Genomic DNA, 26079 nt, shown 5'->3' with positions numbered 1-26079 from the left:
CCATGGCAGTCGAGTCCGTGAAGGCGCGTGAGTCCTTGAAGAACCTGGCGATCGCCAAGGCGATCAACGAGTCGCTGCGCAAGGCCCTGGAGACCGACCCCAAGGTCCTGATCATGGGTGAGGACGTCGGCAAGCTCGGCGGCGTCTTCCGCGTCACCGACGGCCTGCAGAAGGACTTCGGCGAGGAGCGGGTCATCGACACCCCGCTCGCCGAGTCCGGCATCGTGGGCACCGCCATCGGTCTGGCGCTGCGCGGGTACCGGCCCGTCGTGGAGATCCAGTTCGACGGCTTCGTCTTCCCCGCGTACGACCAGATCGTCACCCAGCTCGCCAAGATGCACGCCCGGTCGCTGGGCAAGGTCAAGCTGCCGGTCGTCGTCCGCATCCCGTACGGCGGCGGCATCGGCGCGGTCGAGCACCACAGCGAGTCGCCGGAGTCGCTGTTCGCGCACGTCGCCGGCCTGAAGATCGTCACGCCGTCGAACGCCGCGGACGCCTACTGGATGATGCAGCAGGCGATCGAGAGCGACGACCCGGTCATCTTCTTCGAGCCCAAGCGCCGCTACTGGGACAAGGGCCAGGTCGACACCGAGGCCATCCCCGGCCCGCTGCACAAGGCCCAGGTCGTCCGCCAGGGCAGCGACCTCACCCTGGTGGCGTACGGCCCGATGGTGAAGCTGTGCCAGGAGGTCGCCGACGTGGCCGCCGAGGAGGGGCGCTCGCTGGAGGTCCTGGACCTGCGGTCGGTCTCCCCGCTCGACTTCGACGCGATCCAGGCGTCGGTGGAGCGCACCGGCCGGCTGGTCGTGGTGCACGAGGCGCCGGTCTTCTTCGGTTCCGGCGCGGAGATCGCCGCCCGGATCACCGAGCGCTGCTTCTACCACCTCGAGGCGCCCGTGCTGCGGGTCGGCGGCTACCACGCCCCGTACCCGCCGGCCCGCCTGGAGGAGGAGTACCTGCCCAGCCTGGACCGCGTGCTCGACGCCGTCGACCGCGCGCTCGCGTACTGAGAGGAGGCCGGAACATGAGCACCTCTGTGCGCGAGTTCAAGATGCCCGACGTGGGCGAGGGCCTCACCGAGGCCGAGATCCTCAAGTGGTACGTCCAGCCGGGTGACACCGTCACCGACGGCCAGGTCGTCTGCGAGGTCGAGACCGCCAAGGCGGCCGTGGAGCTGCCCATCCCGTATGACGGGGTGGTGCGCGCGCTGCACTTCGAGGAGGGCGTCACGGTCGACGTCGGCACCTCGATCATCGCCGTGGACGTGGCCGGCGGCGCGCCCGCCGAGCCCGAGGCGGCCCCGGCCGCCGAGCAGCCCGTCGCCCCGGCGGCCCCGGCTCCGGCCGCGGCCGAGGAGGCCAAGCCGCAGGGCCGCCAGCCGGTGCTGGTCGGGTACGGCGTGGTGGAGTCCTCCACGCGCCGCCGCCCGCGCAAGAACGGCACGGCCCCCGCCGTGGCCGTCGCCGAGGTGGCCACCGCCCCGGCCGCGGTCCCCGCCCCCGCGCCGGTCAACGGCAACGGCGCGGCCCCGGCCGTGCCCGGCGGGCCGGACCGCCCGCTGGCCAAGCCGCCGGTGCGCAAGCTGGCGAAGGACCTCGGGGTCGACCTGTGGTCGGTCCGCCCGAGCGGTCCCGACGGGATCATCACCCGGGCGGACGTGCAGGCCGCTGCGGCCGCCGCCGTTCCCGAGGTGCAGGCCCCGGCCCCGGCGGCTCCGGCCCCGCAGGCGGCTCCGGCCGCTCCCCTTCCTGCCACGGCGGGCGCGGCGCCTGCCGTGGTGTCCGGCGGTGCGCGGGAGACGCGCATCCCGGTCAAGGGCGTCCGCAAGGCCACCGCTGCCGCGATGGTCGGCTCCGCCTTCACCGCCCCGCACGTCACCGAGTTCGTCACGGTCGACGTGACGCGCACGATGAAGCTGGTCCAGGAGCTCAAGCAGGACCCGGACATGGCGGGGCTGCGGATCAATCCGCTGCTGCTGGTCGCCAAGGCGCTGCTGGTCGCGATCCGGCGCAACCCGGGGATCAACGCGTCCTGGGACGAGGCCAACCAGGAGATCGTCGAGAAGCACTACGTGAACCTGGGCATCGCGGCCGCCACGCCGCGGGGTCTGATCGTGCCGAACATCAAGGACGCGCACGCCAAGACCCTGCCGGAGCTCGCCGGGGCGCTGGGCGACCTGGTCGCCACGGCCCGCGAGGGCCGGACGTCCCCCGCGGACATGCAGGGCGGCACGGTCACCATCACCAACGTCGGCGTCTTCGGCGTCGACACGGGCACGCCGATCCTGAACCCGGGCGAGGCCGCCATCCTGGCCTTCGGCGCGGTCAAGCTGCAGCCCTGGGTGCACAAGGGCAAGGTCAAGCCGCGTCAGGTCACCACCCTGGCGCTCTCCTTCGACCACCGGCTGGTCGACGGGGAGCTCGGCTCCAAGGTCCTCGCGGACATCGCCGCGGTCCTGGAGCAGCCGAGGCGTCTGGTCACCTGGGCCTGACGGTTCCCCGAGCAGGACGAAGGAGCCCGCCGCGCGACAGCGCGGCGGGCTCCTTTTTTGTCCGGGTGGCTCAGCCCACGCGGGCGAAGCCGTGGTTGAGCAGGCGGGTCGCGTCGGTGGTGCGCTGGGACGAGGACGTCGAGCCCAGCACCGTGCCGATCACGGTCTTGCCGTTGCGGGTGGCCGCGAATACCAGGCAGTAGCCGGCGACCTGGCCCGAGCCCGTCTTCACGCCGATGGCCCCGCTGTAGCTGCTGAGCAGCGGGTTGGTGTTCTTCCAGGTGCCCATGGTGCGGGTGGAGCCGCTCTTGGTGACCGTCTTCGCGGTGTACGACTTCGTCTTCACCACGGTGCGGAAGGTCGTGTTGTTCATCGCGCTGCGGGCCAGCTTGGTCAGGTCCCGCGGCGTCGAGTAGTTCGAGCCGTTGCTGATGCCGTCGAACGAGTCGAAGTGCGTGTTGGTCATGCCGAGGCTCTTGGCGGTGGAGTTCATCTTGCCCAGGAACGACTTCACCCGCGCCGACCGCGTCGTGCCGGTGCCGTACTTGTCCGCCAGCGCGTACGCCGCGTCACAACCCGACGGCAGCATCAACCCGTAGAGCAGCTGACGCACGGTCACCTTGTCGCCGACCACCAGGTTCGCCGAGGAGGCGCCCTTCCTGACGATGTAGTCCCGGTAGTCCTGGGCGATGGTCACCTTGGAGTCGAGGTTCAGGTTCGACTGGCTGAGCACCACCTTGGCGGTCATGATCTTGGTGGTGGAGCCGGTGGGCCGCTTGGTGTCGGCGCTCTTGCTGTAGGTGGTCCGCCCGAACTGGGTCTCCATCACGAAGCCGCCCTTGGCGGCGATGGACGGCGAGGCCACGTTCTTCAGCGGCGGCGCGGCGGCGGCATGCGCGGGCGCCGAGGCGAGCGTCCCGCCGAGGAGCATCGCGCCCCCGGTGACGAGCGAGACCGCGACTCTGCGCGGGCGACGGCTCCTGATGCCGGTCTTCACGTAGGGAACCCCCGGATGTGATGTGCCCCTGAACTGTCCCCGGGGCAGGGCGCCGCCGCGGGATACGGCGGTGCGTGATGTCCGACGACCGGCGAGGGCCAAGGGTTGCGCGGGAGACGGGGGTAATTTCTGGATTTTGCGGTGACTGGGGGTGGATAGCCGTCCGTCCGCATGCCGGATGCGGACCAGGGATGCGCCCTTCTTGTATCTATGCTGTTCGCATGACCGTGCCGTTGAAGCAGCCGCCCGCCGCCGAGCGGGTCTACATCCACGTCAAGCAGGCGGTTCTCGACCGGCGGTACGAGGGGGGAAGCCTCCTCACCGAGGGCGAACTCGCCGAGGCGGTGGGGGTGTCGCGCACCCCGGTGCGGGAGGCGCTGCTGCGGCTCGAGGTGGAGGGGCTGATCAAGCTCTACCCGAAGAAGGGCGCGCTGGTCCTGCCGGTCACCGCCCAGGAGATCGCGGACGTGGTGGAGACCCGGCTGCTGGTGGAGGAGCACGCGGCCCGCAAGGCGGTTCCCGCCTCCCCGCAGCTGATCGCCCGCCTGGAGGAGCTGCTGGAACGGCAGCGGGAGCAGGCGGCGGCCGGCGACTACGCCGCCGCGGCGGTCACCGACCGCTGCTTCCACGCCGAGATCGTCCGCAGCGGCGGGAACGTGATCCTCTCCCACCTCTACGACCAGCTGCGCGACCGGCAGTTGCGGATGGGCGTCGCGGTGATGCACTCGCATCCCGACCGGGCCGCCAAGACGCTGGTCGAGCACGGGGAGATCCTGGAGGCGCTGCGCGCCGGCGACGCGGACCGCGCGGTCGCGGTCGTGCACGGACACGTCAGCTGGTTCTCCCACCTGGCGCGCGGAGAGGCCCGATGAGCGAGCAGCCGGCCGCCCGTGAGGCCGACGCCGCGCGGACCGGGGACGCCCTGCCGCCGCTGGACCCGCCGGGCGGGACGCGGGCCGTCGCCGTCTGGGCGGTGGGCCTGTCCGTCTACTTCGTGGCCGTCCTCTTCCGCACCTCGCTGGGCGTGGCCGGCCTGGACGCGGTGGAGCGCTTCCACGTCAGTGCCTCCGCGCTCTCGACGTTCTCCATGCTGCAACTGCTGGTCTACGCCGCGATGCAGATACCGGTGGGCCTGCTGGTCGACCGGTTCGGCACCAAGAAGGTCCTGGTCGCCGGCTGCGTGCTGTTCACGCTGGGCCAGCTCGGGTTCGCCCTGGCGCCCTCGTACGGCATGGCGCTGGTCTCCCGCGCGCTCCTCGGCTGCGGCGACGCGCTCACCTTCCTCAGCGTGCTGCGGCTGGGCGCCCGCTGGTTCCCGGCGCGGCGCGGGCCGCTGGTCGGGCAGCTCGCCGGTCTCATCGGGCAGGGCGGCAACGTCGTCTCCACGCTGGTGCTCTCCCGGGCGCTCACCCAGTTCGGGTGGACGGCGTCGTTCGTCGGCAGCGCGCTGTGCGGCGTGGTGGTGCTGGTGCTGACCCTGCTCTTCCTCAAGGACCACCCGGACGGGCACGACACCCCGCCGGCCCCGCACCGGGGCGTGGCCTACGTCCGGCGGCAGATCACCGAGTCCTGGCGGGAGCCGGGGACCCGGCTCGGCATGTGGACGCACTTCACCACGCAGTTCCCCGGCATGGTCTTCCTGCTGCTGTGGGGCATGCCGTTCCTGGTCGAGGACCAGGGGATGGAGCGGGCCAAGGCGGGTTCGCTGCTCACCGTGATCGTGCTGGCCCACATGATGATCGGCGTGGTGTACGGGCAGATCATCGGCCGCCGTCACGGGGCGCGGATGCCGCTCGCGCTCGGCACGGTGGGAGCCACCGCGGTGGTGTGGGCGGTGCTGCTGGCCTGGCCGGGCAGGGCGCCACTGGCCGTCTTCGCGCTGCTGTGCCTGGTGCTCGGGGCGTGCGGACCGGCGTCGATGATCGGCTTCGACCTCTCCCGCCCGGCGAACCCGGCGGAACGCGCGGGCACCGCGTCCGGGATCACCAACATCGGCGGGTTCACCGCGTCGATGACGACCCTGCTGGGGATCGGCGTCCTGCTCGACGCCACCGGCGACGACTACCGCGTCGCGTTCTGCGTGGTGTTCGCGGTGCAGCTGCTCGGCGCCTCGCAGATGGTGCGGCTGTGGCGGCCGACGGCACGCCGCGAGCGCGAGCGGGCCGTGGTCCCGGGGCGGGTCGCGGCGGTCCACAAGCCGTAGACCGGCCCGGTCCGGTGCCGTGGACCGGCCCGGTCCGGTGCGAGGGGCGGCAGCGGTCGCCCGGAGGGGCTCGGCCCGCTCCGGTCCGCCGCCCGCCCCTCCCTCGCCGGCTACTGGGTGACGGTGAAGTTGTTCAGGATCGCGGCGGTCAGGTCGAGGTCGCCCTCCTGCTTGACGCGGTCGATCACCGTGGCCGGCTTCACCCGGCCGCAGGCGAGCAGCACGTACGTCTCCCAGTCGAGCGTCAGCGTCGCCGCCGGGCCCAGCGCCGGCGCCGTCTCCACCGTGCCGCGGCCGCGGATGTCGACCCGCACCGTGCGCAGGAACTCCACCGGACCGTGCACGTCCACCACCACGGCCGAGCTGCGCGGTGCGCCCGCCCGCTCGGCGACCACCTCCGGCAGCGCGTCCAGCAGGTAGTCGCGCGCCACCTGGGCGCCGGGCGAGTCCAGGTTCCCCGGCACGCCGAGCGCGGCCCGCAGGTCCTGCTCGTGCACCCAGACGTCGAAGGCGCGGTAGCGCATCGACTCCTCCAGCGTGATCTCCCGCCCGAGGGGACCGCGCACCACCGCGTCCGGCTGCCGGCTCTCGTTGCGCAGCTGCCGGTTGCGGCGGATCACCGTGTACTCCAGCTCGGAGGTCATCTCCGGCGCCGTGTGGTGACGCCGGACGTCGACCTGCATCTCCATGTACCGCTGGTGCTCGGTCGTCACGTGGTAGAGGTCGCGCGGCAGGGAGTGGATCGGCCGGGGGTCGCCGAGCATCTCGCAGTCCAGCCCGATGACATGGGAGACGAGGTCGCGGACGGACCATCCCGGGCAGGGCGTCCGCCGGTTCCACTCGCCCTCCACGAGGGGCAGCACCAGCTCGGATATCGCCTCGATCGAGTGAGTCCAGGCGTCGGCGTAGGGCTGAAGGGCAGGATGCAGACTCACGGAACGGGACCCCTCGGGCGGTTGGAACTCGGGCAGTGCCAGCGTCTTGGAAAGCTAAGTTACGCTGCGGGGAGGTACCCCGGCAGAGCTTTCGTGTGACGATCGTAGAGCCGGGTGGACATCACGACGGCCAAGGCGGTGGTACGGTGCGCGCCTCTCTTCTCCAGATGCGTGTCGACGGGAGCGAATCGGTCCAGGGGCGCCGCGAGCGGGCTTCCGCACTGGTGCGCGAGCAGGCCGGGGCGGACCTGGTCGTCCTGCCGGAGCTGTGGACCACCGGGGCCTTCGCCTTCGACGACTTCGACACCTGGGCCGAGCCGCTGAAGGGCCCCACCCACGAGGCCATGTCCGAGGCCGCGCGCGACGCCGGCGTCTGGCTGCACGCAGGGTCGGTCCCCGAACGCGCCGACGACGGCACGCTCTACAACACCTCGCTGGTCTACGCGCCCTCCGGCGACCTCGCCGCCGCCTACCGCAAGATCCACCGCTTCGGCTTCGACAAGGGCGAGGCCGTGCTGATGGGCGCGGGGGGCGACCTGGTCACCGTCGAACTCCCGTGGACCACCCTGGGGCTGGCCACCTGTTACGACCTCCGTTTCCCGGAACTCTTCCGCGCGCTGGTGGACGCCGGTGCGCAGACGCTGGTGGTGCCGGCCGGGTGGCCGGAGCGGCGGCGCGGGCACTGGACGCTCCTCGCCCGCGCGCGGGCGGTGGAGAACCAGTGCTTCGTCCTCGCCTGTGGAACGGCGGGCACGCACGCCGGAGTTCCGCAGGCGGGTCACTCGATCGTGGTGGATCCGTGGGGCGAGGTCCTCGCCGAGGCGGGCCCCGACGAGGAGGTCCTCACCGTGGAGTTCGACCCCGCGCGGGTCGCCGCGACGCGCGAGCAGTTCCCCGCCCTCAAGGACCGCCGCCTGGGCCTCCCCACGCCGCCCCGCCCCTCCCTCTGACAGCACGCCTTCGACAGCACGCCTTCGACAGCGCACCTCCGACAGCACGACGCCGCGCACCGGGGATCCGGGACGCGGCGTCGTGGCGTGAGGGGCGTCAGTTGGTGAAGTACAGGTACTTCCAGGAGCCGTACGTCGTGGAGTTGACGTTGTCGCCGGAGGAGTTGTTGATGTAGTTCGTCCGGACGCGGGCCTTGATGCCGGCCTCACCGGAGGCGCCCAGGTTGACCGTGATCTTCCCGGTGCTGCTCAGCTTGAAGTACTGCGAGGCGCCGGAGTACCACTTGCCGTCGTAGTAGACCTCGATGTCGTAACGGACCTTGCGGCCCGTGTAGTAGCTCATCGTGGTGCTGACGAGCGGGTCCTTGGTCTTGCGGAACCAGTAGTAGTTGTGCGAGCCGACGTAGCCGGTCTTGTAGTGGCCGGAGACGCTGTTGGAGATGCTGACCTTGGCGTAGCCGACCGACGTCACCGTCTTGGACGCGTACTTGGCGTCGCCCTTGAACACGGCGGTCACCGTGGTGTCGCGCTTCATGTCGACGACCGCGGAGATGTTGCCGCTGGAGTTGACCTTGGCGGACTTCAGCAGCGTGTTGGGCTTGTCCGAGCCGTAGGGGTTGGCCCAGATCTCCACCGTGCGGTTGGAGTACGTCGTGCCCAGGTGGGCGGTGAACGTGACGTCCTTGCCGTACGAGTAGACCTTGCCGTTGTTGTTCAGGGTCAGCGAGGTCGAGGAGCGCGGGATGACCACGGTGTCCGACTTGACCACCGAGGTGTGCGTGGCGTCGCCCGCGTAGGTGACCCGGTAGACCACGTCACCGCCGGCCGGCGGCGTGTCCGTGAAGCTGAACGTGCCGTCCGCCTTGGCCGTCACCGAGGCGAGCGCCTTGCCGCTGGGGCTGGACACGTCGATACGGGCGACCGACAGCTTCACCCCGGTCGGCAGCGGGACCGTCGCCGTGATCTTGCCGGTGACGGTGAGCTTCGTGCCCCGCGTGCCCTTGGAGGGAGCGCTGACGGTCAGGGTCGGGACGTTGAGCTTCGGGCCGGTGAAGGCCTTCAGGGTGTACGACCCGTTCGACGCGCCGACCAGGGCGAACAGCCGGGAGCCGTCCGGCGCCCACGCGACGTCGGCGGTGGCGCCGCCGGCCGAGAGGGTGCGCAGCGGCTTGGCGCCGTTGGGCGCGAAGACGGAGATGGTCTCGCCACCGAAGGCGGCGACGGTGCCGTCCTTGTTCACCTCGGCGTCGTAGCCGCCGGCCGAGTACGTGCCGGCGGTCGCGAACCTGCCGTTCGCGTAGGACAGCCGCTGGGTGCCGTTGACGAGGACCTGCGAGCCGCCCGGCACCAGGTCGATGTCGCCGACGCCGGAGTTCAGCGAGTAGTCGCCGTGGTGGTAGGCGACCTCCTCGGCATCGCCCGAGGAGACGTCCAGGACCGCGAGGGAACCGGTGCTGATGCCCATCTCGCCCATGGCCAGCAGGCCGGGGGAGGAGGGATCGGTGTCCAGGTCGGCCGGGTCGTACCACATGCCGCCGCGCGGGGAGAGCCCCATCCTGACCTGGCCGTCCTCCTCGCCGGCCGTGGAGAACCCGCCCGCGGCGGGCTCGGTGACCGGCTCGGCCGGCGCCTCGGTCGTGGGTTCCACGACGGGCTCGGTCGGCTCGGTGCCGGGCTCGCCCGAGGGCTCGGTGGTGGGCTCCGTCGTCGGCTCGGCCGGAGGCTCGGTGGGCTCGACCGGCGGCTCCACGGGCGGCTCGGTCGGCTCCGCGGGAGGCTCGGTCGGCTCGACCGGCGGCTCGGGCGCCGTCCAGTCGGGGTCGATCGACCCGAGGTTGCCGGACCACTGGTCGCCGTAGCTGAACCAGACCTTGCCGGAGGTGAAGGCGATGCCCCGCGGACCCTCGGTGGTGTCGATGGTCCAGCGGTCGGTGACAGCGAGCGTGCCCGCGTCGAGGGCCACGATCTCGTGACTGTCCTCGGCCGCGGCGTACAGGGTGGAGCCGTCGTCGGAGAGCACCAGACCGGTGACCCCGGGAAGGCCGGAGACCTTCTTGATCAGACCGCCGGACCAGTCGGCGGCGGTGATGCTGCCGCCGCTGCGGTCGGCGACGAAGACACGCTGGAGGCCCGCGTGGGCCACCATGCCGCCGGGAGCGGCGACGGAGGCGGCGGCCGAGGCGGTGCCGGCCGCGGTGACGGTCAGTGCCGCCGAGCTGAAGAGGACGGCCAGAGCCGTCGCGGTGGAGATGCTGCGCCTGCGCACAGGTGGTGTACCCCCCAGGGAACCCGGTGATCGCCGGGCGCGAGGGTCGCGCGAGAACACACGCGTGAGGCCGCCCTTCGAGCGGGGCGCCTTGCACGCGGGGCGCGACTGCCGAGGGCAGCATATGACGTGCCTGCGACAACGGAGAACAGGGTTTCCCCTGGGAATCCCCTCGCCTTCGTCACATCTCCTCCTCGGAGGCGGAGTCCACCGCCGGGGGCCTAGTCGTCACCGCCCCCGTGGTCCTTCTCCGCCAGCCGGATCACGCTGATGGCCACCGCGACCAGGAGTGGGGCGTCGGCGTCCTCGCGCACGATGTCGATGCCGTAGGTGTCGCGCAGGGTCAGCCAGCGGCGGGAGATCACCGCGAGGAGCTCGCCCTCGTGCTCCACGGCGAACTCGCGGTCCGCGATCCGGCCGCTGACGTTCAGCTCCGTGCCGTCCGCCATGGTGACCGTGTAGTGGTTCCGCAGCAGCGAGAGCCGCTTGCGGCGCACGGTGGCCAGCGTCTCGCCGTCCCGGTCGATCACCATCGTGCCGCGGAGGGCCACCATCTTCTGGTGGATGCCGAGCAGCACCGCGTCCGTCCGGCCGTGCTTCAGCTCGAAGGTCTGCCGTAGCCGCATGGCCTTGCCGTCGACCAGGTAGACCTTGTTGCCGTTCTCGTCCTCGATCCAGTAGTCGTCGCCCACGGCGACCAAGCGTTCGCGCACCACGAGTCTCATGGGTGATGGAGTTCCCCACCGGAGGGCTCCGGACGCGGTGGGTAGACCGAACGGCGGTCACAGTCCCAGCCGCGCGCCGCGGGATTCGGCCACGTGCAGGGCGTCGCGCAGGCACTCGGTGAGGCGGCGGTTCACCCAGGTGGCCTCCAGCAGCGTCGTCCGGCCGGAGGCGAGCGTCTCGCGGGCGAGGGCCAGCACGACGGCGGCGGTCTCCAGCTGTTGCTCCTCCAGCTCGTCCGCGAGCCGCGAGACGGGCCCGTCGTCCCCCGACAGGAACGCCGGCCTCCCGTCCTCCGTCCACGGCAGCCGCCGCAGGGGTGTGGGTTCGTTCACGGCCGGACCCCTTCCTCGTGAGGTGGTGATCAGAGTACGCACACTGTGCACAGTGTGCACCCTGTGCTAGCTGAAGTGCACCGTGCGCAGTGTGCACCGAACATGGGTGCGTGGTCGTTTATGAATGGCAGCGAGTGGCCGACGACTTGGAGCGGCGCATCCGTGCCGCCGAGTTCGGCAGGCGGATCCCCAACGAACGGGTGCTGGCCGACGAGTACTCGGTGAGCGCGGGGACGGTGCGCCGTGCGGTGAGGGAGCTGAGGGAACGCGGCGTGGTCGAGACGCTGCCCGCGAAGGGAAGCTTCGTCGCGGACCCGTTGCCCCCGGGGAAGTGAGGGGACGGTGCCCACAGGCACCGTTCACCCCCGTGGCACCCTTGAGGGATGAACGACTCCGCGCCCCGTCGCGCCCGCGTTCGCGCCCCCGAGCTGATCGGCAAGGGCGGCTGGCTGAACACGGGCGGTAAGCAGTACACCCTTTCCGACCTGCGAGGACGCGTTGTCGTTCTCGATTTTTGGACCTTCTGCTGTGTGAACTGCCTGCACGTCCTGGACGAGCTGCGGGAGCTGGAGGAGAAGCACCGGGACACCCTGGTGATCATCGGCGTGCACTCGCCGAAGTTCGTCCACGAGGCGGAGCACCAGGCCGTGGTCGACGCGGTGGAGCGGTACGGCGTGGAGCACCCCGTGCTGGACGACCCGGAGCTGGCGACCTGGAAGCAGTACGCCGTCCGGGCGTGGCCGACGCTGGTCGTGATCGACCCCGAGGGCTACGTCGTCGCCCAGCACGCCGGCGAGGGCCACGCGCACGCCATCGAGAAGTTGGTGGAGGAGCTGGAGGCCGAGCACGAGGCCAAGGGCACCCTGCGCCGCGGTGACGGCCCGTACGTGCCGCCGGAGCCGGAGCCGACCACCCTCCGCTTCCCCGGCAAGGCGCTGCTGCTGCCGAGCGGGAACTTCCTGGTCAGCGACACCACCCGGCACCAGCTGGTGGAGCTCGACGCGGACGGCGAGAGCGTCGTGCGGCGGATCGGCGGCGGCAGCCGGGGTCTGGCCGACGGCGACGCCGCCACCGCCCTGTTCAGCGAGCCGCAGGGTCTCGCGCTGCTGGACGACACGACCGTGGTGGTCGCGGACACCGTGAACCACGCGCTGCGCCGTCTGGACCTGGCCACCGGCGAGGTCACCACCGTGGCCGGCACCGGCCGGCAGTGGATGCAGGGGGAGCCCACCTCGGGCGCGGCCCGCGAGGTCAGCCTCTCCTCACCGTGGGACGTCGCCCACTGGCGGGGCAAGGTGTGGATCGCGATGGCCGGCGTCCACCAGCTGTGGGCGTGGGACCCGGCGGCCGGCACGGTCGGGGTGACCGCCGGCACGACCAACGAGGGCCTGGTCGACGGCCCGGGCCGGGAGGCGTGGTTCGCGCAGCCCTCGGGGCTCGCGGTGTCCACGGACGGCGAGCGGCTGTGGCTCGCGGATTCCGAGACCAGCGCGCTGCGCTGGGTGGACGGGGACGGCGCGGTGCACACCGCGGTCGGCACCGGGCTCTTCGACTTCGGCCACCGTGACGGCGAGGCGGGGCAGGCGCTGCTTCAGCACCCGCTGGGCGTCACCCCGCTGCCCGACGGCTCGGTCGCGGTCAGCGACACGTACAACCACGCGCTGCGCCGCTTCGACCCCGCCACCGGCGAGGTCACCACGCTCGCCACGGATCTGCGCGAGCCCAGCGACGCGGTGCTGGTCGGCGGGGACATCGTGGTCGTCGAGTCGGCCCGGCACCGGCTGACCCGGCTGCGGCTGCCGGAGGAGGCGGTACGGGTGGAGTCGGTCGCGCACCGCACGCGGCGTGCGGCGACCGAGGTGGCCCCGGGCAGGCTGGAGCTCGACGTGATCTTCCAGGCTCCCGCAGGTCAGAAGCTGGACACCCGGTACGGGCCGTCGACCCGGCTGCTGGTCTCCTCGACCCCGCCGGAGCTGTTGCTCGCGGGCGAGGGCGCGGACACCGATCTGAGCCGTGCGCTGGAGCTGAACCCCGCTGTGGCGGAGGGCGTGCTCCACGTCTCCGCGATGGCCGCCTCGTGCGACGACGATCCGGCGAACGAGTACCCCGCCTGCCACGTGCACCAGCAGGACTGGGGCGTCCCGGTCCGCCTCACGGCCGACGGGGCGACCCGCCTGCCGCTGGTGCTCGCCGGGCTGGACGCGTAACGACGCGCCGCTTCACGAGAGGAGGAGTTCCGCCGCCTGTCAGTAGTGGCGGTGGGGCTCCTCCTCGACGACCGTGGTCGTCGCCGGCGGCATGACCACGCGACGGCGCCGCGCGATGCTGGTGAAGGTCGCCACGCCGATCAGGCCGACGAGCATGAGGATGATGCCGACCAGGTCGACGTTGACGCCGCTCATCTCCCAGTCGGTGGCGAAGGTGAGAATCGCTCCCACCGCTATCAGGACGATGCAGCCACCCAGTCCCATGAGTTGTGTCTCCTTCGTGAGGATTCTTCGTCAACCCCGGATACCCGGGCGGCTGCCGCCCATGTGTCACAAGGGTTCCGCTATCCCCGCAGGAACGCCGCGAGCGCGCCCGCGAGGAGGAACGGGTCGTCGGCGGCGCACAGTTCGCGGGCGCTGTGCATGGACAGGATGGCCACGCCGATGTCGACGGTGCGGATGCCGTGGCGGGCCGCGGTGATCGGGCCGATGGTGGTGCCGCAGGGCATCGAGTTGTTGGACACGAAGGACTGGAACGGCACTCCGGCCCGCTCGCAGGCGTCGACGAACACCGCGCGGCCCGAACCGTCGGTCGCGTAGCGGTTGTTGACGTTCACCTTGAGGATGGGGCCGCCGCCGGCGCGCGGGTGGTGCGTCGGGTCGTGCCGCTCCGCGTAGTTGGGGTGCACGGAGTGGCCGGTGTCGGAGGAGAGGCAGACGGTGCCGGCGAGGGCGCGGGCCCGGTCCTCCAGGGAGCCGCCGCGGGCCAGCACGGAGCGCTCCAGCACGGTGCCGAGCAGCGGGCCGTCGGCGCCGGTGTCGGACTGCGAGCCGGTCTCCTCGTGGTCGAAGGCGGCCAGCACCGGGATGTACGGCAGGTCGTCGACGGCGGCCACGGCGGCCAGCGCGGCGGTGCCGGCGTGCACCGAGAGCAGGTTGTCCATCCGCGGACCGGCCAGCAGTTCGCGGTCGCGGCCCAGGTAGGCGGGGGCCTCCACGGAGTGCGTCATCAGGTCCCAGCCGGCGACCGAGCCGCGCTCCAGGCCGGCCTCGTCCTCCACGAAGGCGATCAGGTCGCCCTCGGCGACGTCGTCGCCCAGGCCCCAGACGGGCTGCATGTGGCGCTGCTGGTCCAGCTTGAGTCCGTCGGTGTGCACGGAGCGGTCCATGTGGATGGCGAGCTGCGGGACGCGCAGCAGCGGGCGGTCGACGTTCACCAGGCGGGTGCTGCCGTCGCGCAGGGTCAGCCGGCCGGCCAGGCCCAGGTCGCGGTCGAGCCAGGAGTTGAGCAGCGGGCCGCCGTAGATCTCGACGGCGACCTGCCGCCAGCCCTGGGAACCGGTGTCGGGCAGCGGCTTGACGCGGAGGTTGGGGGAGTCGGTGTGGGCGCCGACGATGCGGAACGGGGTGTGCGGGGCCGCGCCCTCGGGCACGAACCAGGCGATCAGCGCGCCGCCGCGGATCACGTAACGGCCGCCGGCCGAGGCGTCCCAGGCGTCCGTCTCCGACAGCTCGCGGAACCCGGCCTCCCGGAGCTTCGCGGCGGCGTTGGCCACGGCGTGGTACGGCGACGGGGAGGCCGCCAGGTAGGTCATCAGGTCGTTGGTGTGGCCGCGGTCGAAGCGGATGGGTGCGCTCATGGGAGCCAGCCTAGAGTGCGGTGGTCCGCGGCCACCGACCCGCTTCGGCGACCGGTTGCCTCAGCCCTCCGCGAGGGCGCGCCGCGCGTTGCGCCGGTAGCCGTCGAACCACTCGGCGGCGCGCTCGATCTGCTCGTGGTGCTTCGCGAGCTCCACTTTCTGGAGGGGCACGACGACCGAGAGCCAGGTCCGCTCCAGTCCGGTCCGGCGGTTGCAGTCCCCGTCCGCGGCGGCGGTGTCCTTCTGCTTCCGCGTCACCTCGTCCGCGCCTGTGGGGCTGCTGTGCGGCTCCTCGAAGGCCTTGACCGGGTCACGCGGGTGGTCGTAGTGGAAGCCGTGCTCGCTCATGCAGGTGCTCCAGCCGGCGACGGCGTCGGCCACCCGGGCGTCCTTGTCCGCCTTCCTCAGCGCCCGTTCGGCGGCCTGGGCCGAGGGTTCCGGGTCGGGGAACGCCCCGAGCCCCGTGCGGAGCGTCCGCGACGCCTCGCCCTGGCATCCGCCCTCGGGCACCTTCCGGCCCCGGTAGGTGGCGGGACCCGTGCCCAGCAGGACCTGGTCCTCGGCGGAGGGCCGCGTCCCGACGGTGACCGACCGGAGAGGACGCTTCGACGGGGGCTGCTGGTACCCGCGCGCGGTGGCCTGCGCCGGGGGGACGGCGCGGTAGGGGGAGTCCCGCCAGGGCTCGCCGATCGCGATGGGCGGCCCGGGGTCGGGGTCCTCGAAGCCGAACTCCTCCAGGCACTGTCGCGCCAGGTGGACCAGTGCCTTCTGGCCCGTGTCGAGGGCGTCCCAGGAGTTGCGGGAGTAGGCGGTCAGGGGGAGTTCCGCCCCGGCCTCGGGAGTGCGCGTGACGGCCGGAAGTGTGTGCGTGCCGGGCGGCGGGGCCTGGCATCCGGTGAGGAACAGGGCGCCTGCCAGCAGGAAGCTCGCCGGCAGGGCTGCGGCCACCGTGGTGCGGGTGCGGGTGCGGGTGCGGGTGCGGGGACCGGTGCGGGCGGGCCGGCGACCGGACGGGGTGGGCGGCCGGCGGGGCGGGGCGGGTGGGGTCACGGGGCGGCTCCGGAGCGGTGGGCGAGGCCGTCCGGTGTCCTCGGCGGCCGTCGCGGTGGGAGGCCCTTGACGGGTACACGCCGGAGCCTGCTGCATTCTGCCCGTCCGCGCTTCCCCTGGCGAGGGGTCGGCCCTGGTAGGAGGGCCGGAACCGGATCCGGAACGGCGGCGGCCCGCCTCCCTGCCGCGCGGGGCGGAGGAAGGCGGGCCGACGGGGGCCGGGTGGCTCAGAACGCCTCTTCGGGCAGCTCCATGATGTCCAGGTCGACGCTCTGGGCGACCTTGCGGGCGAGCGTGACGCCCGGCAGCACGGTCTTCGCGAAGAACTTCGCGGCCGCGATCTTGCCGGTGTAGAACGCGACGTCCTTGCCGGTGGCGGTCTGCAGCTTCTCGACGGCCACGGCCGCGCCCTTGAGCAGCAGGTAGCCGACGATCACGTCACCGGCGGCCATCAGCAGGCCGGTGGTGTTGAGGCCGACCTTGTAGATGTTCTTGACGTCCTCCTGGGAGGCCATCAGGTCGTTCAGCAGCTGGCCGACGATCGCCTCGAGCTCACCGGCCGCGCGGCCGAGCTGCTCGCGGGAGGCGGCCAGGTCCTCGCCGCCGATGTTCTGGCCGATGAAGGACTTGATCTCCTCGGCGATCGCGGTGAGCGGGGCGCCGCCGGTGCGGACGATCTTCCGGAAGAAGAAGTCCTGGCCCTGGATCGCCGTGGTGCCCTCGTAGAGGGTGTCGATCTTGGAGTCCCGGATGTACTGCTCGATCGGGTACTCCTGGAGGAAGCCGGAGCCGCCGAAGGTCTGCAGGGACTGCGCCAGCTGCTCGTAGCCCTTCTCGGAGCCGTAGCCCTTGACGATCGGGAGCAGCAGGTCGTTGAGGGCCTGCTCGGCGGAGGCGTCCTCGCCGTTCGCCTCCTTGACCTGGATGGCGTCCTGGACGGAGGCGGTGTACATCACCAGGGCGCGCATGCCCTCGGCGTACGCCTTCTGCGTGAGCAGGGAGCGGCGGACGTCGGGGTGGTGGGTGATGGTGACCTTCGGGGAGCCCTTGCCGCCGGCCAGGTCGTTGCCCTGGACGCGCTCCTTGGCGTACTCCAGCGCGTTGAGGTAGCCGGTGGAGAGGGTGGAGATCGCCTTCGTGCCGACCATCATGCGGGCGAACTCGATGATGAGGAACATCTGGCGGATGCCGTCGTGCTTGTCGCCGACCAGCCAGCCCTTGGCGGGGTGCTGGTCGCCGAAGGTCATCTCGCAGGTGTTCGAGGCCTTGAGGCCCATCTTGTGCTCGACGTTGGTGGCGTAGACGCCGTTGCGCTCGCCCAGCTCGCCGGTCTCGAAGTCGAACTCGTACTTCGGGACGAGGAAGAGGGACAGGCCCTTGGTGCCGGGGCCGGCGCCCTCGGGGCGGGCGAGCACGTAGTGGAGGATGTTCTCCGACATGTCGTGCTCACCGGACGTGATGAAGCGCTTGACGCCCTCGATGTGCCAGGAGCCGTCCTCCTGCTGGACCGCCTTGGTGCGGCCGGCGCCGACGTCGGAGCCCGCGTCGGGCTCGGTGAGCACCATGGTGGCGCCCCACTGACGCTCGACGGCGATCTCCGCGATCTTCTTCTGGACGTCGTTGCCCTCGTCGTACAGGACACCGGCGAAGGCCGGGCCGGAGGCGTACATCCAGATCGCCGGGTTCGAGCCGAGCAGCAGCTCCGCGTACGACCAGATGAGGGAGCGCGGCGCCGGGGTGCCGCCGATCGCCTCGGGCAGGCCGAGGCGCCAGTACTCGGAGTCCATGAAGGCCTGGTAGCTCTTCCGGAAGGACGCCGGGACGGGCGCGGTGTTGGTGGTGGGGTCGAACACCGGGGGGTTGCGGTCCGCGTCGGCGAAGGACTCGGCCAGCTCGTTCTCCGAGAGGCGGGCTACCTCTTCGAGGATGCTGCGAGCGGTGTCGACGTCCATCTCCGCGAACGGGCCGGTGCCGTACAGCTTGTCGCGCCCGAGGACCTCGAAGAGGTTGAACTCGATGTCGCGGAGGTTCGACTTGTAGTGCCCCATCGACGGCTCCGTAAGGGATCAGGTGGCGGTTCCGGCGGTCTACCGGCAGGTAACAACGATGATGCTACCCGTCGGTAATAAGCCGCAACCCCGCATGGGCCATCTGTGACCGAATACTCCCGCCGCGGCGACGTCGTGCCTGGTGGAAGGGTTGCCGGACCATGGTGGCGTTACCGGCGGTAGCTCAAAGAGGGCCCTCCGTCGGCCGGGAAACCGCGTGGCCCGCAGGTCCCGCTCCCGCCTATCGTCACCGCATGACCGCGACGAGGACGACGACGACCACGACCCTCTGGCGCCCCGTGGGCCCGGAGGAGCTGGCGCTGGTCGCGGCGTCCGGTCACCGTGCCTGGCCGCCGCGGCTGCCGGAGCAGCCGATCTTCTACCCGGTGCTCAACGAGGACTACGCCGTCCGCATCGCCCGGGACTGGAACGTGCCGGCCTCCGGCTCGGGCTACGTGACCCGCTTCGAGGTGGAGAGCGACTTCCTGGCCCGCTACCCGGTCCGTCAGGCCGGCGGCGAGACCATCCTGGAGCTCTGGGTGCCGGCGGAGGAGCTGGACGAGTTCAACCGGCACATCGTCGGGCTCATCGAGGTGGTGCGGGAGTTCCACGCCCCGGGGTGAGCCGGGTGCGGCACGATGGGGGCGTGGCCGCCGTGAACCAGCAGCAGGCGCCCGGCGGGGGACGCCGGGGCGCCGGCCGTACCGTCGCCGCCTGGGGAAGCGCGGCGCTTCTGGCGGGGACCTCCGCCGTGACGGCGTTCCGGGTCGCCGACGCCGACGGCCCCACCCCGGTGCCGCAACTGCTCGCGTTTCTGCCCTGGTTGCTGGTCCCGGCCGGCCTGGGACTGCTGTGCGCGCTGCCCGCCCGGCGTCCGGGCCTGGCGGTATGGGGAGCGGGGCTGACCGCGCTCCTCGCCTGGTACACGGCCGCGCCCGGCGCGGTCCGCGCCGCCGAGAGGGCTCCGGCGGCCGAGGGGGCTCCCTCGGCCGAGCTGTGGGTGCTGACCGCCAACCTGCAGTTCGGGCAGGCCGCCGAGGCGTTGGTGGACCTCGTCCGGCGTGACGAGCCGGACCTGGTCTTCGTGCAGGAGTGCGACCCCGCCTGCGTGCGGGAGCTGGCCGGCGCCCTCGCCGCCACCCATCCGCACCGTCACGCGGTGGAGGCACCGGGCCCGGCCGGGTCGGTGATCCTCTCGCGGCGGCCCCTGACACCGGCCGCGGGCGTCCCGGCGGAGATGGGGCAGCCGGGCGCCTTCGTCGAGGCGGGCGGCCACCGGGTGCGGCTCCAGCTGGCCCATCCCTCTCCCCCGACCCCGGGGCGGCTCGCCGCCTGGCGCGCCGAGCTGGACGGCCTGCGCCGCTGGGCCCGGGAGCGGGCGGTCGGTGAGCGGGCGGCCAAGGACGGTGGAGCCGGCGGCGAGGACACCCCCGTGATCCTCGCCGGCGACTTCAACGCCTCCCGCGACCACGCCGCCTTCCGCCGTCTGCTGCGTGACGGCGGCCTCGCGGACGCGGCCGCCCTGGCCGGCGAGGCCCGCGCGTCCAGCTGGCCGGTGACCGGCGGACCGTCGCCGGGTGTGCAGATCGACCACGTGCTGGTCTCCGCCGGGTTCACCGCCCGCGACGCGCGCTTCCTGGAGATGGAGGGCTCGGACCACCGGGCCCTGCTGGTGACCCTCGCCCTCCGTCCCTAGGAGGCCGGACCGGCGTCAGACGCCGATGTCCTGGCCGTCCTCGCGCCACACGGTGACCACGGAGGGCCGGACGTAGGTGCCCGGACCGTCGGGCCACTGCGAGGCCGGGTGGGCCACGTCGGCCCCGGCGATCTCGCCCGGGTGCTGCACCGACACCAGGACCCGCCGGTCCTGGACGACCGGACCGCAGGTCTCCGCGCCCTTCGGCATGGTCAGGAACTGCTTGAGCTCACCGCGCCGCTCGCCCGTGGTGGCCACGCCGAACAGGCCGTCGTGGTTGCCGAGCGCGTTGCCGTCGGTGGAGATCCACAGGTTGCCGTGCGGGTCGAACGCCACGTTGTCCGGGCAGGAGATGGGGCTGACCTTCTCCTTGGGGAAGCCCGCGAAGTAGGTCGCCGGGTCCGCCGGGTCGCCCGCGACCAGGAACAGCCGCCAGGCGAACGTGCGGGCGTCGGCGCGGTTGCGGGACTCGGTGAGTTCCAGGACCTGGCCGTGCTTGTTGAGGTTGCGCGGGTTGGCCTCGTCCACACCGGGCTTGCCGGTCTTGCCGCGGTCGGTGTTGTTGGTGAGCGCGACGTACACCTTGCCGGTGCGCGGGTTCGGCTCGACGTCCTCGGGGCGGTCCATCTTGGTGGCGCCCACCTTGTCGCCGGCCAGGCGCGTGAAGACGAACACCTCCTCGGCGGTCATGCCGTCGACGTGCGAGACGGCGCCCCTGGCGGTGGCGGTGGCCAGCGGGATCCACGTGCCGCCGCCGTCGAACTCGCCGTCGGAGGGCAGCTTGCCGGTGCCGTCGAACTCGGCGGCCGGGGAGTCGCCGGTGAACCGGGCGACGTACAGCGTGCCCTCGTCCAGCAGCGTCAGGTTGTGCTCGCGGGCGGCGCGGGAGGTGCCCTTCGCCATCCGCTTCGAGCCGACGAACTTGTAGACGTAGTCGAAGCGCTCGTCGTCGCCGGAGTAGATCACCGGGCGGCCGTCGTCGGTGAGGCGCACGGTCGCGGCCTCGTGCTTGAAGCGGCCCAGCGCGGTGTGCTTGCGCGGGGTCGAGTCCGGGTCGGTGGGGTCGAACTCGACGACCCAGCCGAAGCGGTGGACCTCGTTGGGCTCCTGGGCGACGTCGAACCGCTTGTCGAAACGCTCCCACTTGCGCTCGGTGGCGCCGGTGCCGATGCCGTACCGCGCGTCGGTGGGGCGCGAGGAGTTGGCGAAGTACTGGTTGAAGTTCTCCTCGCCGTGCAGCGTGGTGCCCCACGGGGTGACGCCGCCCGCGCAGTTGTTGAGGGTGCCGAGAACCTTGCGGCCGGTCGGGTCGGCGGAGGTCTTCAGCAGGTCCGAGCCGGCCGCGGGACCGGTGAGGCGGAACTCGGTGGTGGCGGTGACGCGGCGGTTGAGGTGGTGCCGGCGGACCGGGCGCAGCGCCCCGGTACGGCGGTCCTCCTCGACGACCACGGCGGACAGGCCGTGCGCCGCCCAGGCGATCTCCACCTGGTCGGGGGTCGGGTTCGCGGCGTCGTAGTCGCGGAACATCAGGATCTCGTCGGTGTACTCGTGGTTGGCGACGAGGATCTGACGGTGCGGCTCGCCCCGCAGCGGGAGCAGCGCCAGGAAGTCGTTGTTGTAGCCGAACTGCCCCGCCTGGGCGGCGGCGCTCTGGTTCTCCGGGTCGAACTCCGGGGCGCCGCGCAGGATCGGTTCGCCCCAGCGGATCACCACGTTCTGGCCGTAGCCGTCGGGGACGGTGACCTGGTCCGCGGTGTTCGGCGCGACCGGCGTGAAGCGCAGGCCGCGGGCGCCCTCCGCCTTCCCGGGCCTCCCGGGGCGGTGGTCCTGACCGGCCCCGGTGGCGGGCGTGGCCTGCGCGGGATCGGCGCCCAGGACCGTGGTGGCGCCGGCCGCGGCGGCGACCGTCACCACGGCGGCGGCGCGCATCACCGAGCGGCGGCTGACGGCGCCGGCCACGATGTCGCCGATGTACTCGTTGTCGCTGGTGTTCGGGACCGCGTGGAAACAGGCGTCACCGCACCGGAAGCGACAGGTCAGGGCGGACCGGCCGCCGGGGTGAGCGGCGGACGGCGTTCCGATGAGCGGCAGCGGTTTGCGCACTTCGTTTCTCCCCTTGTGCCCTAGGTGTGGGCGTGACGCTAGGGAGGAAGACGTGCGGGAACGGATCGTGCGGGTGAACGGAGGCTGAACCGAGGGCAGCGATACGGGTCCTGCGGTGCGGGACCGGTCTTCGTAGGCGTCCTCAAACCCCTTCGGGGCATGGGTGCACCCGATGGGACGCGTCCGGTCGGGTGCGGCCGGGGGCCCGGGGCGTGCGCCCCTTACCGAGCGGCCCCAAGGGGGCCGCTAACCTTACGTGTCCGTCCTGGCCAGGGTTCGACGGGCTTCAGCTCCTCCGAAGGGTAGCGACACATGGGCATCTTCTCTCTCCTGCGGAACAAGTTCGGAAAGACGCGGAAGGAACGCGCTGCCGATTCGGAGCCCACGGTCCCGGCGCAGGGGGGCGCCCCGGACGAGGCGTCCTCCTCCTCTTCCTCTTCCTCCGCAGCCTCTTCTTCCGAGGCCTCTTCTTCGTCCGCCTCCGCTTCGGACTCCTCCTCGGCCGCCGGGTCCGACGCCTCGGCGAAGGTGCCGGCGCCGGCTTCCTCGCCCGAGCAGCCGACCGGGGACACGGAGCACGAGCTGGTGGCCGCCGCGTTCGACGGCGTCGCCATCCCGTCGCCGGCCGCGCCGGGTGACGACGCCGTCCCGGTGGCCAGAGAGTCCGCCGCCGAGGGGGAGGCCGCCGACGAGAAGGCCGACGAGAAGGCCGTCGACGGCACCCCGGTGCCGCAGGCCGTGGCCGAGCCGGAGGACCTCGCCGAGGCGGAGGCCAAGATCGAGGCCCGTATCGAGGAAGTGAAGGAGGAGGGGACCGGCGAGGGCGCCGATGCCGATGCCGCCCCTGCTTCTGACGCCGCCGAGGGCGAGGCCGCCGCTGACGCCAAGGCCGAGGCCGCTGCGGAGACCCCTGCCGAGGACGAGCCCGCCGCGCAGGACGATGCCGAGGGTGCGAGCAAGGACGTCGAGGCGGCTGCGGAGACCCCCGCCGAGGACGACAAGCCTGCTGCGCAGTCCGCGGAGGACGAGGCCGAACCCGCCGCGCAGGCCGAGGTTGCGAAGGACGCCGAAGACGCGGACGCGGAGGACAAGACCCCCGCCAAGGCGAAGGCTGCCGCGAAGGCCGCCGAGGACAAGGCGCCCGCGAAGGCCGAGCCCGCCGAGGACAAGGCGTCCGCCAAGGACAAGGCTGCCGCGAAGCCCGCCGAGGACGAGAAGCCCGCCGCGAAGGCTGAGCCCGTCGTTGAGGACGAGCCTGCCGCGAAGGACAAGGCCGCCGCGAGGGCGGAGCCTGCCGCGAAGGAGAAGGCCCCCGCGAAGGAGAAGGCCCCCGCGAAGGAGAAGGCCCCCGCGAAGGACGAGGCCCCCGCGAAGGACGAGGCCCCCGCCAAGGACGAGCCTGCCGCGAAGGACAAGGCCGCCGCGAAGGCGGAGCCTGCCGCGAAGGAGAAGGCCCCCGCTAAGGACGAGGCTCCCGCCAAGGACGAGCCTGCCGCGAAGGAGGAGGCTCCCGCCAAGGCCGAGCCCGCCGCGAAGAGCAAGGCTCCCGCCAAGGAGAAGGCCCCGGCCAAGGACAAGGCCGCCGCCAAGAACGAGGCTGCCGCGAAGGACGAGGCCCCCGCGAAGGTGGAGCCCGCCGCCAAGGAGGAGGCCCCCGCGAAGGACGAGCCCGCCGCCAAGGACGAGGCCCCCGCGAAGGACGAGCCCGCCGCGAAGAGCAAGGCCCCTGCCAAGGAGGAGGCTCCCGCCAAGGCGAAGGCCCCCGCGAAGGGCAAGGCGGCTGACGCCGTGCCCGCCGCGCTCGCCCCCGCGTACTCCGCCGCGTCCGCCGCCCTGGAGGCGCGTGGTCTCGCGACGGCGCAGGCACGCGTGTACCTGGTGCTCGACCGGTCCGCGTCGATGCGCCCGTTCTACAAGGACGGCTCCGCCCAGGCGCTCGGCGAGCAGGCCCTCGCGCTGGCCGCCCACCTCGCCCCCGAGGGCGCGGAGAAGGCCGCCCTCCCCGTCGTCTTCTTCTCCACCGAGATCGACGGCACCGGCGAACTCACCCTCGCCGAGTTCGAGAACAAGGTCGACGACCTGCACGCCGGCCTCGGCCGGATGGGCCGCACCAGCTACCACGTCGCCGTCGAAGAGGTCCTCCGCCTCCACGACGCCTCGGCGGACCCGAAGGCCCCCGCTCTGGTCGTCTTCCAGACGGACGGCGCGCCCGACGCGAAGACCCCGGCCACCCAGGCGTTCACCGACGCCGCCGCCTCGCACCCGGCCGTGTTCTTCTCCCTCGTCGCGTTCGGCGAGCACGACAACAAGGCGTTCGACTACGCGCGGAAGCTGAAGACCGGCAACACCGCGTTCTTCCACGCCGGCCCGACCCCGCTGGAGCTCACCGACCGCGAGCTCTACGACGGCGTCCTCGCCGACTGGGAGCCCGCCTCCAAGTAGGCCGCCGCCGGGCTCGCCACCTCGGGCGCCCGGCCCGCAAGATCAACGGTGCCGCCCCCTCCCACTGGGCAAAACGGGAGGCGGGCGGCACTCCCGCGTCGGCTACGATTCCAAGGTTCGAAGACATTGCGACCTGGGAGCAGCCCCGTGGCTCGACACCTCATCACCAGCGCCCTTCCGTACATCAACGGGATCAAGCACCTGGGCAACATGGTGGGGTCCATGCTCCCGGCCGACGTGTACTCCCGGTACCTGCGCCAGCGCGGTCACGAGGTCCTGTACATCTGCGCCACCGACGAGCACGGCACGCCCGCCGAGCTCGCCGCGAAGGAGCGGAACCTGCCGGTCGCCGAGTTCTGCGCGCAGGCGCACGACGCGCAGAAGGCGGTCTACGACGGCTTCGCCCTCGCCTTCGACCACTTCGGCCGCAGCTCCTCGCGGGAGAACGTCGAGATCACCCAGCACTTCGCCCGGAAGCTGAACGAGAACGGCTTCATCGAGGAGCGGGCGATCCGCCAGGTCTACTCCCCGGCGGACGGCCGGTTCCTCCCGGACCGCTACGTCGAGGGCACCTGCCCGCACTGCGGCTACGACAAGGCCCGCGGCGACCAGTGCGAGAACTGCACCCGCGTCCTCGACCCGACGGACCTGATCAACCCGCGTTCGGCGATCTCCGGCTCCACCGAGCTGGAGGTCCGCGAGACCAAGCACCTGTTCCTGCTCCAGTCCAAGCTCCAGCACGAGGTCGAGCAGTGGGTGTCGGCCCACGAGGAGCAGTGGCCGCACCTGTCCTCCTCCATCGCCCGCAAGTGGCTGACCGAGGGCCTGCACGACCGCGCGATCACCCGTGACCTCGACTGGGGCGTCCCGGTGCCGGCCGACACCTGGCCGGAGCTGGCCGCCGAGGGCAAGGTCTTCTACGTCTGGTTCGACGCCCCGATCGAGTACCTGGGCTCCACCAAGGAGTGGGCGGACGTGGACCCGGCCGCCCGGGACTGGAAGTCCTGGTGGTACGAGGCCGACGAGAGCGTCCGCTACACGCAGTTCATGGCGAAGGACAACGTCCCCTTCCACACGGTGATGTTCCCGGCCACCCAGCTGGGCGTGCGGGAGCCGTGGAAGAAGGTCGACGTCGTCAAGGCGTTCAACTGGCTGACGTACTACGGCGGCAAGTTCTCCACCTCGCAGAAGCGCGGCGTCTTCACCGACCAGGCGCTGGAGATCCTGCCGGCCGACTACTGGCGCTACTTCCTGATCGCCAACGCCCCGGAGTCCGACGACTCGTCGTTCACCTGGGAGCACTTCACGGCGACGGTGAACAAGGACCTGGCCGACACCCTCGGCAACTTCGTCAACCGGGTGCTGTCCTTCTCGAAGAAGCGCTTCGGCGAGGAGGTCCCGGCGGGCTCCGAGGCGGGCGAGGCCGAGGCGAAGCTGGGCGAGCAGATCGCCGCGCTGCTGGCCGAGTACGAGACCCAGATGGAGGCCCTTCAGTTCCGCAAGGCCGCGGCCGCGCTGCGCGCGCTGTGGTCGGCGGGCAACTCCTACCTGGAGGAGAAGGCCCCCTGGCTGGAGATCAAGACGGACAAGGACGGCGCCGCGCTGACCCTGCGCACGGCGATGAACCTGATCCACCTGTACGCGATCGTCTCCGAGCCGTTCATCCCGGCCAGCTCGGCGGCGATGCGTCAGGCGTTCCAGCTCGACGGTGACACCGCCACGTGGGTGTCGGCCGAGGAGGCGCGCGCGCTGGCGTTCCTGCCGGTGGGCACGCCGTTCACCGTCCCGCCGGTGCTCTTCGCCAAGCTGACCGAGGACGACCTCGAGGCCTACAAGGAGCGCTTCGGCGGCGAGTGAGCCGTGGGCGTCCGTGACGGGTCTCCGGCTCGTCACGGGTCGCCCACAGGTCCTCCACGGACCGCCCCGTTGTCGTACCCGCGTGCGAGGATCACTGTCGGTAGCGGACGACCGACCGCAACCGGCAGTGATCGTC

At 71.9% G+C, this 26079-nt stretch carries 21 protein-coding genes; 11 read left to right on the top strand and 10 right to left on the bottom strand.

The window, feature by feature from the left end; all coding sequences use genetic code 11:
- Nucleotides 1-2 precede the first annotated feature (2 nt).
- Together ABT026_RS15785 and ABT026_RS15780 are read left to right on the top strand one after the other, a co-directional pair.
- Nucleotides 3-1010, top strand: a complete 1008-nt coding sequence (locus ABT026_RS15785) for an alpha-ketoacid dehydrogenase subunit beta (protein WP_351114980.1) — start codon at nt 3-5, stop codon at nt 1008-1010.
- Between the two features lie 14 nt (nt 1011-1024).
- Nucleotides 1025-2491 carry a dihydrolipoamide acetyltransferase family protein gene (locus tag ABT026_RS15780; protein WP_351114979.1) on the top strand — a complete coding sequence of 489 codons (1467 nt, stop codon included), beginning with the start codon at nt 1025-1027 and terminating at the stop codon, nt 2489-2491.
- 70 nt (nt 2492-2561) lie between these two features.
- Here the strand turns inward: ABT026_RS15780 and ABT026_RS15775 are convergent, their stop codons facing one another.
- A complete protein-coding gene (locus tag ABT026_RS15775) occupies nt 2562-3488 on the bottom strand; it encodes a D-alanyl-D-alanine carboxypeptidase family protein (RefSeq protein ID WP_351114978.1) in 927 nt (308 codons plus the stop codon).
- Between the two features lie 221 nt (nt 3489-3709).
- Here ABT026_RS15775 and ABT026_RS15770 point away from each other — a divergent pair, with 221 nt between their 5' ends.
- Both ABT026_RS15770 and ABT026_RS15765 read left to right on the top strand, forming a co-directional pair.
- The gene (locus ABT026_RS15770) at nt 3710-4360 is read left to right on the top strand and encodes a GntR family transcriptional regulator (protein WP_351114977.1); all 651 of its coding nucleotides are present in this window, start codon (nt 3710-3712) and stop codon (nt 4358-4360) included.
- Nucleotides 4357-5691: an MFS transporter gene (locus tag ABT026_RS15765; protein WP_351114976.1), complete on the top strand. Its 1335-nt coding sequence runs from the start codon at nt 4357-4359 to the stop codon at nt 5689-5691. Before ABT026_RS15770 ends, ABT026_RS15765 begins: the two co-directional genes overlap by 4 nt.
- Before the next feature lie 110 nt (nt 5692-5801).
- Here the strand turns inward: ABT026_RS15765 and ABT026_RS15760 are convergent, their stop codons facing one another.
- Nucleotides 5802-6626 (bottom strand): maleylpyruvate isomerase family mycothiol-dependent enzyme, encoded by an 825-nt coding sequence (locus tag ABT026_RS15760; RefSeq protein WP_351114975.1) that lies wholly within the window; start codon nt 6624-6626, stop codon nt 5802-5804.
- 146 nt (nt 6627-6772) lie between these two features.
- Here ABT026_RS15760 and ABT026_RS15755 point away from each other — a divergent pair, with 146 nt between their 5' ends.
- Nucleotides 6773-7576 (top strand): carbon-nitrogen family hydrolase, encoded by an 804-nt coding sequence (locus tag ABT026_RS15755; RefSeq protein ID WP_351114974.1) that lies wholly within the window; start codon nt 6773-6775, stop codon nt 7574-7576.
- Nucleotides 7577-7673: 97 nt separating this feature from the next.
- Here the strand turns inward: ABT026_RS15755 and ABT026_RS15750 are convergent, their stop codons facing one another.
- From ABT026_RS15750 to ABT026_RS15740, 3 genes are all read right to left on the bottom strand, one after another.
- Complete coding sequence (locus ABT026_RS15750; RefSeq protein ID WP_351114972.1) at nt 7674-9842, bottom strand: YncE family protein; 2169 nt, start codon at nt 9840-9842, stop codon at nt 7674-7676.
- 221 nt (nt 9843-10063) lie between these two features.
- Nucleotides 10064-10567, bottom strand: a complete 504-nt coding sequence (locus ABT026_RS15745) for an LURP-one-related/scramblase family protein (RefSeq protein ID WP_351114971.1) — start codon at nt 10565-10567, stop codon at nt 10064-10066.
- Between the two features lie 57 nt (nt 10568-10624).
- Nucleotides 10625-10900, bottom strand: a complete 276-nt coding sequence (locus ABT026_RS15740; protein WP_351114970.1) for a hypothetical protein — start codon at nt 10898-10900, stop codon at nt 10625-10627.
- A gap of 134 nt (nt 10901-11034) precedes the next feature.
- Between ABT026_RS15740 and ABT026_RS15735 the strand changes: the two genes are divergently transcribed.
- Nucleotides 11035-11235, top strand: coding sequence for a GntR family transcriptional regulator (locus ABT026_RS15735; RefSeq protein WP_351114969.1), 201 nt, complete (start codon nt 11035-11037; stop codon nt 11233-11235).
- A 48-nt stretch (nt 11236-11283) separates the two neighbouring features.
- On the top strand, nt 11284-13107 hold the full coding sequence (locus tag ABT026_RS15730) for an NHL domain-containing thioredoxin family protein (protein WP_351114967.1): 1824 nt from the start codon (nt 11284-11286) through the stop codon (nt 13105-13107).
- Between the two features lie 39 nt (nt 13108-13146).
- Here ABT026_RS15730 and ABT026_RS15725 read toward each other — a convergent pair whose 3' ends face one another.
- From ABT026_RS15725 to ABT026_RS15710, 4 genes are all read right to left on the bottom strand, one after another.
- On the bottom strand, nt 13147-13371 hold the full coding sequence (locus ABT026_RS15725) for a DUF6458 family protein (RefSeq protein ID WP_351114965.1): 225 nt from the start codon (nt 13369-13371) through the stop codon (nt 13147-13149).
- 80 nt (nt 13372-13451) lie between these two features.
- Nucleotides 13452-14747 (bottom strand): M18 family aminopeptidase, encoded by a 1296-nt coding sequence (locus ABT026_RS15720; RefSeq protein WP_351114964.1) that lies wholly within the window; start codon nt 14745-14747, stop codon nt 13452-13454.
- A 60-nt stretch (nt 14748-14807) separates the two neighbouring features.
- Nucleotides 14808-15797 carry a hypothetical protein gene (locus ABT026_RS15715; protein ID WP_351114963.1) on the bottom strand — a complete coding sequence of 330 codons (990 nt, stop codon included), beginning with the start codon at nt 15795-15797 and terminating at the stop codon, nt 14808-14810.
- A gap of 227 nt (nt 15798-16024) precedes the next feature.
- Complete coding sequence (locus tag ABT026_RS15710; RefSeq protein ID WP_351114962.1) at nt 16025-17845, bottom strand: acyl-CoA dehydrogenase; 1821 nt, start codon at nt 17843-17845, stop codon at nt 16025-16027.
- A 254-nt stretch (nt 17846-18099) separates the two neighbouring features.
- Between ABT026_RS15710 and ABT026_RS15705 the strand changes: the two genes are divergently transcribed.
- Both ABT026_RS15705 and ABT026_RS15700 read left to right on the top strand, forming a co-directional pair.
- A complete protein-coding gene (locus tag ABT026_RS15705; protein ID WP_351114961.1) occupies nt 18100-18468 on the top strand; it encodes an ADP-ribosylation/crystallin J1 in 369 nt (122 codons plus the stop codon).
- Nucleotides 18469-18491: 23 nt separating this feature from the next.
- On the top strand, nt 18492-19541 hold the full coding sequence (locus ABT026_RS15700; protein ID WP_351114960.1) for an endonuclease/exonuclease/phosphatase family protein: 1050 nt from the start codon (nt 18492-18494) through the stop codon (nt 19539-19541).
- A 15-nt stretch (nt 19542-19556) separates the two neighbouring features.
- Here the strand turns inward: ABT026_RS15700 and ABT026_RS15695 are convergent, their stop codons facing one another.
- Nucleotides 19557-21644 (bottom strand): PhoX family protein, encoded by a 2088-nt coding sequence (locus tag ABT026_RS15695; RefSeq protein ID WP_351114958.1) that lies wholly within the window; start codon nt 21642-21644, stop codon nt 19557-19559.
- Nucleotides 21645-22172: 528 nt separating this feature from the next.
- Between ABT026_RS15695 and ABT026_RS15690 the strand changes: the two genes are divergently transcribed.
- Nucleotides 22173-24086, top strand: coding sequence for a VWA domain-containing protein (locus tag ABT026_RS15690; RefSeq protein ID WP_351114957.1), 1914 nt, complete (start codon nt 22173-22175; stop codon nt 24084-24086).
- A 147-nt stretch (nt 24087-24233) separates the two neighbouring features.
- Complete coding sequence (metG, locus tag ABT026_RS15685; protein WP_351114956.1) at nt 24234-25943, top strand: methionine--tRNA ligase; 1710 nt, start codon at nt 24234-24236, stop codon at nt 25941-25943.
- The last annotated feature ends 136 nt before the right edge of the window (nt 25944-26079 follow it).

Source organism: Streptomyces sp. NPDC002734, assembly GCF_040295685.1.
Lineage (GTDB): Bacteria > Actinomycetota > Actinomycetes > Streptomycetales > Streptomycetaceae > Streptomyces.
Note: the sequence above shows the minus strand (reverse complement) of the source record. Positions and strands in the feature narration are given on the sequence as shown.

Excerpts from the sequence above, each read along its gene's own strand:
- ABT026_RS15785 (WP_351114980.1), top strand. The coding sequence starts at position 3 with ATGGCAGTCGAGTCCGTGAAGGCGCGTGAGTCCTTGAAGAACCTGGCG.
- ABT026_RS15780 (WP_351114979.1), top strand. The coding sequence starts at position 1,025 with ATGAGCACCTCTGTGCGCGAGTTCAAGATGCCCGACGTGGGCGAGGGC.
- ABT026_RS15770 (WP_351114977.1), top strand. The coding sequence starts at position 3,710 with ATGACCGTGCCGTTGAAGCAGCCGCCCGCCGCCGAGCGGGTCTACATC.
- ABT026_RS15765 (WP_351114976.1), top strand. The coding sequence starts at position 4,357 with ATGAGCGAGCAGCCGGCCGCCCGTGAGGCCGACGCCGCGCGGACCGGG.
- ABT026_RS15745 (WP_351114971.1), bottom strand. The coding sequence starts at position 10,567 with ATGAGACTCGTGGTGCGCGAACGCTTGGTCGCCGTGGGCGACGACTAC.
- ABT026_RS15730 (WP_351114967.1), top strand. The coding sequence starts at position 11,284 with ATGAACGACTCCGCGCCCCGTCGCGCCCGCGTTCGCGCCCCCGAGCTG.
- ABT026_RS15725 (WP_351114965.1), bottom strand. The coding sequence starts at position 13,371 with ATGGGACTGGGTGGCTGCATCGTCCTGATAGCGGTGGGAGCGATTCTC.
- ABT026_RS15720 (WP_351114964.1), bottom strand. The coding sequence starts at position 14,747 with ATGAGCGCACCCATCCGCTTCGACCGCGGCCACACCAACGACCTGATG.
- ABT026_RS15710 (WP_351114962.1), bottom strand. The coding sequence starts at position 17,845 with ATGGGGCACTACAAGTCGAACCTCCGCGACATCGAGTTCAACCTCTTC.
- ABT026_RS15705 (WP_351114961.1), top strand. The coding sequence starts at position 18,100 with ATGACCGCGACGAGGACGACGACGACCACGACCCTCTGGCGCCCCGTG.